Raw genomic sequence first — 3,101 nt, 5'->3', positions numbered from 1 at the left:
TGCTTTAGCTGAAAGAAACGGGGTTTCCAAAGCCGAAAAAGAACGGGGTATTCATGAATCACAAATCTATAGTTGGCGTGCAAAAACAGCCAAAAAAGTCAGTACTAGCCAAAGGGAAGCCGAACTTGCCGCCGAAGTCGCTAAGCTTAAGCATCAGCTTTCGGAGCAAGCAGAGGATTTAGCTATCTTAAAAAAGGCGGCGGCCTACTTCGCGAAGAATCAAAAATAGCTCGTTTGAATTCATGCTTGAGCACCAACATTGTTTCTCAACGAAACGTATGGCGCGGGTGCTTCGAGTATCACGAAGTGGGTATTATCACTGGAGTCATTATGCTCAAGAGCCTAGCAATAGAATGCTTAATCGCGATTATAGAGATGTGAAAATAAAACAAATTTTTGATGACAGTAAAGAACGTTATGGTGCCATTCGTATTCAACGAGAGCTAATAGAAGAGCAAGTTCCAGCTGCAATCAGGACTATATCTGATAGCATGCGTAGACAAAACTTGGTGGCCAAGGCAGCCAGAAAATTCAAGGTGACGACTGACAGTGACCATCAGTTACCATCAGTTACCTATTGCTGATAATGTGTTAGCGCGAAACTTTGATGCTAGCGCGCCTAATCAAAAATGGGTGCAGGATATCACGTACCTGTGGACCTGCGAAGGCTGGCTCTATTTAGCTGTAGTGATAGATTTGTATTCCCTAGCGGTAGTGGGTTGATCTATGGATACACACATGAAAGCGCAATGGGTAACGGATGCATTGACAATGGCATTGTTTCGCAGAGGATTTCCTAAAGGTGTCATTATACATAGTGATAGGGGGAGCCAGTATTGTTCTCATGCTTATCGAGACTTAGCCGCAGAACATCATTTACGCTTGAGCATGAGCCGAAAAGAAAACTGTTGGGACAACGCTGTTGCTGAGATTTTCTTCCATTCTCTCAAAGTTGAAGCTATTCAATATGAACCAATAATGACCCGTGACGAGATGCGTCATGCTGTCTTCGAATACATTGAAGTTGATTACAATCGAACAAGAAGGCATAGTGCAATTGGGTATCAAAGCCCACTGCATTATGAACAGCAAAAAGTCGCTTAATTGAGTGTCCAGTTTTAGTGCGGGGTATCATTGTATTTATGGATCCTGTTCACCCAACGATGGCGACCAAATTATCTTATGGTTGGATACGAAAGGGTAAAGATAAGCTTATCAATACGATTGGAAGTCGTACTCGACTTAAAATTATTGGCAGTATTCAGTTAGGCAAGTTAGCTGAAACAGTTAGTGTTCAATATGAACGGATAAATCAAGCGTCTGTGAACGATTTTTTAGGTAAGCTGAGACAGCAACATTCGGAAAAAATGCATTCACCTCATCTTAGATGGGGCCGCTTATCATCGAGCTGATAGCGTGAAAGACACAGCAAAAAAACTCAACATAGAACTTCATTACTTACCGACCTTTATAGCCCTAATTTGAATCCAATAGAGCGGTTATAGAAAGTCATGAATTCGCATGTAAGAAACGACAAGTATTTTGCGACGGCGAAAGCATTTCGACAGCAAATAAACCAATTTTTCGATAAAACGTTACCGAAATCGCAGAGACTTTAGCGAGTAGGATGACTGATCACTTTCAAACGCTAGAGTCTGCAACTTGAATTCCTTTGGGGATATATCGTTGTGTGGTTGACTTAATCGAGTAGATACGATAGCTTAGATATTGTTTTTTAATAGGGGCATAACTGCCTAATAAGCTGTTATAAAATGAATTGGCCTCACTTTTTAGCGGAGGCTTTTCCATATCTATCCTTATCCCATCAAACGCGTGACGCTCTCAAAAGCAAATGTCATTCCAATCCAAGTCAAATAACACCCTGCGATTCCAGTGACTAATCTAATGGTAAACGCATTAACAATCCGCTTGCCTCCTTCCAACATGCCCGCCAAAATCACATCCCATAGCAATATCCCAATAAAAAGGTAGGCCACATTTAATAATATGCTGGTGTTATCCGTCCCCCAACTAAATTCACCACTGGTAAAAATAGTCAACCAAAATGCCAATGCAAAAGGGTTCATAACGGCAATACCAAACCCAACTTGTAATCCGTTAGACAATGCTTTATCTCCTTTTTTGCTCTCTTCCCCTTCAACATTATCCACAACGTCAACATATTTGATGGCTTTGATAATATTCTTTATCCCAATGTAAAGCAGCAACGCCCCCCCACTTAAAGACAGTATCCCAAGTAATAAAGTATTCGTCGCTATCATTGACATGCCATAAAAAGCTGCAATTAAAAACACTAAATCACCAATAGCGGCGCCAAATTTCACTTTAAAGGCTGGCATGAAACCGCCTATCAACCCTCGTCGGATAGCTTCAGCGGATACTGGACCAATTGGGGCAGAGAAAGATAAACCAAGCAAAATCATCGATAACATAAAACAACCACTTTAGTTAGAACATCAATATATAAAGGGCTGTCATTATATAAATTAAATAATATTAATAAACATTATTTAATTTATATCGCTTTCACTTTTATTAGAGTAATAACGTTAAAAAAAGCTTAACTTTCATTTAGTTTGTTGTCTACTTTCATAAAGCAACAAATACCGAGAATAAAGACAAACAATTAATTAACCTTAAAAGGGTAATATACTATCAATAATGATAATTTATTATAAAAAAAACACGATAATTTAGCTATAAAATGATACGATTTTTCATCAAACTGTTACCTAATAAAAAGACAAAAAACCATTGAAAAGAAAACATCTATTAAATCAGTATAATAAATAAATCCATCACTACTTCCAATACTGTAGTTTTATCACTAATTCCTTATATCAAAAAAGCAATAAAACACATCACTAAATATTACTATAATGAATAACCAAGACAAGTTAACTTACCTCCGGCAAAGCCGGAGGCTTATTTGGGTGACGCCCTAAAAGGGCTTAAGTCCGTGCCCAAGGGGCGTTGTTGACTAAATCAGGGAACCTATCGTAAATCTTGCGATCAGATCATTATCACTGATTTAAAAAGGCTCCACCGATGGGCAAGGCTAAGAATAAAATCACCAATTG

Annotated in this window: 4 protein-coding genes and 1 pseudogene; 3 read left to right on the top strand and 2 right to left on the bottom strand. The window is 38.7% G+C overall.

Features of this window, described 5'->3' with window-relative positions; genetic code table 11:
- The 3 genes and pseudogenes from L2764_RS26460 to L2764_RS28435 all read left to right on the top strand — a co-directional run.
- Positions 1–1,104, top strand: a pseudogene (locus tag L2764_RS26460) (IS3 family transposase); the annotation flags it as partial.
- 38 nt (positions 1,105–1,142) lie between these two features.
- Positions 1,143–1,412: a transposase gene (locus L2764_RS26455; protein WP_248943328.1), complete on the top strand. Its 270-nt coding sequence runs from the start codon at positions 1,143–1,145 to the stop codon at positions 1,410–1,412.
- On the top strand, positions 1,357–1,485 hold the full coding sequence (locus L2764_RS28435) for a transposase (RefSeq protein ID WP_376708506.1): 129 nt from the start codon (positions 1,357–1,359) through the stop codon (positions 1,483–1,485). Before L2764_RS26455 ends, L2764_RS28435 begins: the two co-directional genes overlap by 56 nt.
- Positions 1,486–1,641: 156 nt before the next feature.
- On the opposite strand, the gene L2764_RS26450 is transcribed toward L2764_RS28435, so the two are convergent.
- Entirely contained in the window at positions 1,642–1,809 is a 168-nt protein-coding gene (locus L2764_RS26450) for a hypothetical protein (RefSeq protein ID WP_248943327.1), read from the bottom strand.
- Positions 1,810–1,817: 8 nt separating this feature from the next.
- A complete protein-coding gene (locus tag L2764_RS26445; protein WP_248943326.1) occupies positions 1,818–2,453 on the bottom strand; it encodes a LysE family translocator in 636 nt (211 codons plus the stop codon).
- Positions 2,454–3,101 lie beyond the last annotated feature (648 nt).

Origin of the sequence: Shewanella surugensis (assembly GCF_023284005.1) — a bacterium.
GTDB classification, from domain to species: domain Bacteria; phylum Pseudomonadota; class Gammaproteobacteria; order Enterobacterales; family Shewanellaceae; genus Shewanella; species Shewanella surugensis.
The sequence above is the reverse complement of the archived record's forward strand: the minus strand, read 5'-3'. Positions and strand labels throughout refer to the sequence as shown.

Coding starts and splice junctions, on each gene's coding strand:
- L2764_RS26445 (WP_248943326.1), bottom strand. CDS start 2,453: ATGTTATCGATGATTTTGCTTGGTTTATCTTTCTCTGCCCCAATTGGT.
- L2764_RS26450 (WP_248943327.1), bottom strand. CDS start 1,809: ATGGAAAAGCCTCCGCTAAAAAGTGAGGCCAATTCATTTTATAACAGC.
- L2764_RS26455 (WP_248943328.1), top strand. CDS start 1,143: ATGGATCCTGTTCACCCAACGATGGCGACCAAATTATCTTATGGTTGG.